The sequence below is a fragment of the Marinihelvus fidelis genome (assembly GCF_008725655.1).
In the GTDB taxonomy this organism is placed as follows: Bacteria; Pseudomonadota; Gammaproteobacteria; order Xanthomonadales; family SZUA-36; genus Marinihelvus; species Marinihelvus fidelis.
This window is the reverse complement of sequence record NZ_VYXP01000005.1, coordinates 501,101-507,152: the sequence shown is the minus strand read 5'-3', so window position 1 is coordinate 507,152 and position 6,052 is coordinate 501,101. Positions and strand designations below refer to the sequence as shown.

Annotated in this window: 6 protein-coding genes; 3 read left to right on the top strand and 3 right to left on the bottom strand. The window is 63.1% G+C overall.

What is annotated here, in order from left to right; translation table 11 throughout:
- Positions 1-69: 69 nt before the first annotated feature.
- The 3 genes from F3N42_RS10250 to F3N42_RS10240 form a co-directional block, all read right to left on the bottom strand.
- On the bottom strand, positions 70-1,098 hold the full coding sequence (locus tag F3N42_RS10250) for a sugar kinase (protein ID WP_150864359.1): 1,029 nt from the start codon (positions 1,096-1,098) through the stop codon (positions 70-72).
- Positions 1,099-1,105: 7 nt separating this feature from the next.
- On the bottom strand, positions 1,106-1,741 hold the full coding sequence (locus F3N42_RS10245) for a bifunctional 4-hydroxy-2-oxoglutarate aldolase/2-dehydro-3-deoxy-phosphogluconate aldolase (protein ID WP_224784842.1): 636 nt from the start codon (positions 1,739-1,741) through the stop codon (positions 1,106-1,108).
- A 248-nt stretch (positions 1,742-1,989) separates the two neighbouring features.
- Positions 1,990-2,802 carry a 2-keto-4-pentenoate hydratase gene (locus tag F3N42_RS10240; protein ID WP_150864358.1) on the bottom strand — a complete coding sequence of 271 codons (813 nt, stop codon included), beginning with the start codon at positions 2,800-2,802 and terminating at the stop codon, positions 1,990-1,992.
- Between the two features lie 447 nt (positions 2,803-3,249).
- Between F3N42_RS10240 and F3N42_RS10235 the strand changes: the two genes are divergently transcribed.
- From F3N42_RS10235 to kduD, 3 genes are all read left to right on the top strand, one after another.
- The gene (locus tag F3N42_RS10235; protein ID WP_150864357.1) at positions 3,250-4,269 is read left to right on the top strand and encodes a LacI family DNA-binding transcriptional regulator; all 1,020 of its coding nucleotides are present in this window, start codon (positions 3,250-3,252) and stop codon (positions 4,267-4,269) included.
- 161 nt (positions 4,270-4,430) lie between these two features.
- Positions 4,431-5,273, top strand: a complete 843-nt coding sequence (kduI, locus tag F3N42_RS10230) for a 5-dehydro-4-deoxy-D-glucuronate isomerase (RefSeq protein WP_150864356.1) — start codon at positions 4,431-4,433, stop codon at positions 5,271-5,273.
- 17 nt (positions 5,274-5,290) lie between these two features.
- Positions 5,291-6,046: a 2-dehydro-3-deoxy-D-gluconate 5-dehydrogenase KduD gene (kduD, locus tag F3N42_RS10225; protein WP_150864355.1), complete on the top strand. Its 756-nt coding sequence runs from the start codon at positions 5,291-5,293 to the stop codon at positions 6,044-6,046.
- The last annotated feature ends 6 nt before the right edge of the window (positions 6,047-6,052 follow it).

Genomic DNA, 6,052 nt, shown 5'->3' with positions numbered 1-6,052 from the left:
GGTCAGAGTTGAACCTGAGTCAAGACTCGGGTTCAACTCTGACCCCACTCTGACCCCCCAGCTTTCTGCTTAGCGCTGGACGCGACCGCTTCCGGAGCCTTTCATCAGGCCCTCGACCTCGGCCACGCTGACGCGGTTGAAGTCACCGTTGATGGAGTGCTTCAGGCAGCTGGCCGCCACCGCAAACTCCAGCGACTGCTGGCGGTCCTCGTAGCGCTCCAGGCCGGCGATCAGCGCACTGGCGAAGCTGTCGCCACCGCCGACGCGGTCGATTATGTCGGTGATCTCGTAGTGCCGCGACAGCTTGAAGCCGTCCTTGTCGCGCAGGCAGGCGGACCAGCCGTTGCGGTCGGCGCTCTTCGATTCACGCAGCGTGATGGCGATGGTCGACATGTCCGGGTACTCCTCCAGCACCTTGGCGCTCAGCGCCTCGTACTTGGCGGTATCCAGCTCGCCGGTGCTGACGTCCACGTCCACTTCAATACCCAGCGACTTCTGGCAGTCTTCCTCGTTGGCGATGCCCACGTCCACGTACTTCACCAGTTCGCGCATCACTTCCGGCGCACTCTTGCCGTACTTCCACAGCTTGCCGCGGAAGTTGAAGTCACAGCTGACGATCACGCCGGCGGCCTTGGCGGCCTTCACGCACTCCAGAGACAGGTCCGCCGCACTCTGGCTCAGCGCCGGCGTGATGCCGGTGATGTGCAGCCAGCGCACGCCTTCAAAGATTTTCGCGAAGTCGAAATCGCCCGGCTGGGCCTCGCAGATGGAGGAACGATCGCGGTCGTAGACCACCTTGGTGGCACGCTGGTTGGCGCCGGTTTCCAGGTAGTAGATGCCGACACGGTCACCCTGGCGGGCCACGTTGGACGTGTCCACGCCGAAGTAGCGCAGTTCGCGGATGGCCGCTTCACCAATATCGTTGTCCGGCAACGCGGAGATAAAACCGGCGTCAAAGCCATAGTTGCATAGCGCAACCGCCACGTTGGCTTCACCGCCACCAAACGTGGCTTCAAAAGCGGGTGACTGGAAGAAGCGTTCGTGCCCCGGCGTTTTCAGCCGCAGCATGATTTCACCAAAAGTAAGGTAATTAGCCATGATCGGGTTAACCTCGAGCGGATTGGGCGATGCCGGCCGCTTCCCGGGCCAGGGTGGTCACGGCATCGTAGTTGCCGGCGGCGATTTCGTCGGCCGGCGTCAGCCAGCTGCCCCCACAGGCAAGCACGGAGCTCACCGCAAGGTATTCGCCCAGGTTGGACGCGGATACGCCACCGGTAGGAATGAATTTCACATCACGGAACACGGAGCCCAGCGCCTTGAGCATGGGCGTACCGCCCGCCAGGCCGGCGGGGAAGAATTTCAGGGTGCGCAGACCCAGGTTCCAGGCCGTCTGCACCTCGCTGGGCGTGTTGACGCCGGGATAGACCGGCACGCCACCGGTGCGCGAAGCCTCGACCACGCCCTCGTTCAGGCCGGGTGAAACGATGAACTTGGCGCCCGCCTCGAGCGCGCTGCCCGCCTGGCCAGCACTCAGAACCGTGCCGGCACCGACGATGGCGTCCGGCAGGGCCTCAACGATCGCGGCCATGCAATCCAGGGCTTCAGGGGTTCGCATCACCACTTCGATAACGTCCAGGCCGCCGTCAACCAGGGCCTTGGAGGTGCGGATTGCGACCTCGGGGTCGCTGGCCTGCACCAGTGGGATAACGGGCGTTTGCAGGAGTTTGTCTTCGATGCTCAAAGTGGTGTACCTCGGGTTCAAACCAATATTGTAGCGGTTGGTAAACCAGTAACGAACCGAATGAATACGATTGTTTGAGTTGTTTTTGGAACTGGCAGGGCGCCAGAAAAAAAACGGCCCAGGATATCTACCTGGATGCGTTGGAGCGGAGACCACATGCCAAGCCTCCCATTCCGGGCAAACATTGCCCCGGGCCGTTCCTTGTAAACCGTGCTGGGGACAGCGGCCGGGCCGCGTCCCGGGCGATATCAGCCCTGGCCGTCCTTCGCCGGCGTCGCCACGCAATGAATGCTGCCGTAGTCGCCAAAGGTCGACACCGCAGACTGGCCGGCGCTGACATCATGAATACCGGTCTGGGCGCCACTGGACACCAGGTCGCCTGCCTTAAGCGGACGGCCGCGGCGGGCGTTGACTTCCAGGAGCACGCGCAGTGATTCCAGCGGGCCTTCCGGGCGCACCGGAATGTTGTTGCTGCCGGCGTTCTCACCGTCGATCGTCGTGCTGCAGTGCATGCCTTCATCCAGCACGTTGACACCGCCGGGGATCTCGGCGCCCAGGATCAGGCCATGGTTATTGCCGAAGTCGGAAATGATGACCGTGGGGCCCAGTTCGTTAATGGTCGCCAGCGGGCTGCCCGCCGTCTCGATGCCCATGTGCACCCGCGACACCAGCGCCGCGGCCTCCTCGGAGGTCCAGCTGAGCTTGTCGGCCGGCGCGTCTTCACCCAGCACCAAGACCAGCTCGGCCTCGACCGCGGCAAAGCCGCCGTCAAATACGGGGAACGGCACCGGGGTGTCGCCATTGGCAGCCCAGACATCGCTCGCGAAGATGGGGCCAACCAGGCGGGAAACACCAAACCGCGCCGTATTTTCGGCATTCAAGCCGCCGACCTTCCAGCCGACAACACGATCCGGCCACAGCTCAATGGCCTGGTCCTGGATGCGGTAGCTGGTGTCGATGTCCGCGGGGATCTCACCCGGGTAACCTTCCAGCGCCCTGGCGTTCTGCCGAGCACTGACGAATGATGAGGCGATGCCGCCAATGTCGTTAGCGATAGTCATGAGCCCTTAAATTCCGTTTCCACTCTGTGGTGGTTGTCGTTTCGGAGCGCTTTCCTGCGCTCGCTGTGTTTTCAGGCTATGGGATACCGGTGTCATTTGCAAGCACTATCCTCATTTTGGCGATATATCACCAGCCAAAAATTACACATCGTCATATCTATCAATTGGTTACGGACAAACCACCACCTGCACCTCGCCGCGCGCCGGAAAATGTGCCGCCCGGCACCCACGTGACGACGGTGCCACCCGCCGAACTGGCCGAAAATCGAGCACGATCAACGCAGGCTGGGCGAATCCCAATGGTTGCATTATGATGGCTCGGGAGACATTGACAGCGCTGTTGGTCGCAATGTCCCGGAAAACACAATAAAAAAACAGGTCTTAGCTCATGAACAAAGCGAAAAACATAACCCACCCGCGGGGGCGGCGGACGCCGGCCGGATTCCGATGATCAAGCCGGGCGGCAAGGTCACGATCAACGATATCGCCCGGCTCGCCGGCGTATCCAAGAAAACCGTCTCGCGCGTCATCAACGACTCGCCCAAGGTCCGGCCCGCCACGCGTGAAAAGGTGCAGGCCGTGATCGAGGAACATGGCTACACACCTCACCCCGAGGCCCGCGCGCTGGCGCTGCGAAAGTCCTACCTGGTGGCCATGATCTATGACAACCCCAGCCCGCAGTACATCGTCAGCATGCAAAGGGGTGTGCTGGATGCGCTGGAAGCCAGCGACCAGCAACTGGTGATTCGCCCTTGTGACCGCAACGAGGAGGGCTATTTCGAATCGATCCGCCGGTTTATCAAGCAACAGCGATTTTTCGGCGCCATCCTGCCGCCGTCGGTGTCCGAGGACCAGGAACTGGTGGACATGCTGCAGGAGAACAACTGCCGCTACGTACGCATTGCATCCGTGATCATGGACACGCCGCAGAACACGGTGAAGACGCACGACAGCGAGGGCGCCGAGAAAGCCGCGCACCATATCGCCGATCTGGGCCACAAGCGCATTGCCCATATCCGCGGTCCGTTGTCGTTCCGCTCATCGCATGAGCGATTCCGCGGTTTCGAGCTGGGCCTGAGCGAATACGGTATCCGGCTTGATTCCGGCCTGGTGCTGGAAGGCGGCTACACCTACGAGACCGGCTTCGAATGCGCCAGCGAACTGCTGGCCATGGACAACCGCCCGACCGCGGTGTTCTGCGGCAATGACGAGATGGCCGTTGGTGCCTACCAGGCCGCCCGCCAGGCCGGCATCCGCGTACCGGAAGACTTTTCCATTGTCGGTTACGACGACACGCCCATCGCCTCGAGGGTCTGGCCGCGCCTGACCACGGTGCGCATGCCGATCCGTGAAATGGGCAAGGCGGCGGGGCAATTGTTGTTGAGCGACCCTGCAGCCAGCGTGCACCGCTACGTCAGCTTTACACCTGAGCTGGTCGTGCGCGAGTCCACCGCGCCGCCGCCCTGACGGGTTGCCGGCGCAAGGATTTGCGGGCGATGCGGAGGCTGTTTAGAATGACACCGGTTTCCCCATTGGTCGCCCGTGCAACACGGACACCCGGGAACCCACGCCTGGCCGCGCCGGCTCCCCGGTGCGCGGCCACCTGACCCGACCAAGGAGTCACAGACGTGTTTGACAAGACGTACCAGGCCACCCACCCGGACATGATGGAGGGGGCCAGCAACCAGCAACTGCGCGATCGCTACCTGGTCAACAACCTGTTCACCGACGGCAGGCTCGCGCTGAACTATACCCACAACGAGCGCATGGTCATTGGCGGCGCGGCCCCGATGGATACGCCGCTGTCGCTCCCTGACCAGGTCGAGCCGGTGGCCGGCCAGCCCTTCCTGGAGCGCCGCGAGCTGGGCGCCATCAACGTGGGCGAAGGTGAAGGCGTTATCACGGTCGACGGTGAGGCATTCGTCATGCAGCCGCGTGACGGCTTGTATATTCCGATGGGCAGCAAGCAGGTCACGTTCGCGTCCCGGGACGCGGATAACCCCGCCCGCTTCTACCTGGCCTCGACCCCGGCGCATCACGCCTTCGACATCGTCAAGATCTCCATCGACAAGGCGGTGCCGGTCGAACTGGGCGCGCTGGAGACGTCCAACGAGCGGACCATCTACAAGTACGTCGTGCCGGAGACCTGCCAGTCCTGCCAGTTGTTGCTGGGGCTGACGATCCTGAAACCGGGCAGTGTCTGGAACACGATGCCCCCGCACCTGCACGACCGCCGCTCCGAGGTGTATTTCTACTTCGGGCTGGGCGAAGACGACCGCGTATTTCATTTCATGGGCGAGCCGGACAAGGCGCGCCACATCATCATGCGCGACAGCGAGGCGGTCATTTCACCGCCCTGGTCGATCCACATGGGATCCGGCACGCGCAACTACAGTTTTATCTGGGCCATGGGCGGTGAGAACCTGGACTACACCGACATGAACGTCCTCGACATTTGCCAGCTTAAGTAATCCAAGGAGTCATCCGAATGCTTTCCATGTTTAATCTCGACGGCAAGGTCGCCGTCGTCACCGGCGCCAACAAGGGCCTGGGCCAGGGTATGGCCGTCGCACTGGCCGAGGCCGGCGCTGACATCGTCGCGGTGTCGCGCGGCGCGGCTGAAGAGACCGGCGCCAAGGTGGAGGCCCTGGGCCGCCGCTTCCATGCCGTGTCCGCCGACCTGACCGACGGCAGCTGCGCCGACGACGTCATCGCCGAGGCCATCGACGCCCTGGGCGCGGTCAATATCCTGGTGAACAACGCCGGCACCATTCGCCGCCACCCGGCCATCGACTTCAGCGCCAAGGACTGGGACGACGTCATGGGCCTGAACCTGCGTACGCCGTTCATGCTGTCGCAGGCCGCGGCGCGCTTCATGGTCGACAACGGCGGCGGCAAGATTATCAACACGGTGTCGATGCTGTCCTACCAGGGCGGTATCACGGTGCCGTCCTACACGGCCAGCAAGAGCGGCCTGCTGGGCCTGATCCGCGCGCTGTGCAACGAGTGGGCGGCCAAGGGCATCAACGTCAACGGTATTGCTCCCGGCTACATGGCCACCGACAACACCCAGGCGCTACAGGCTGACCCGGTGCGGAACCAGCAAATCCTGGATCGCATCCCGACCGGCCGCTGGGGCTCTCCCGAGGACCTGGGCGGCGCGGCCGTCTACCTGGCGTCCAGCGCATCCGACTACGTCAACGGCACGGTGATCGCCGTCGACGGTGGCTGGCTGGCCCGATAGGGGATT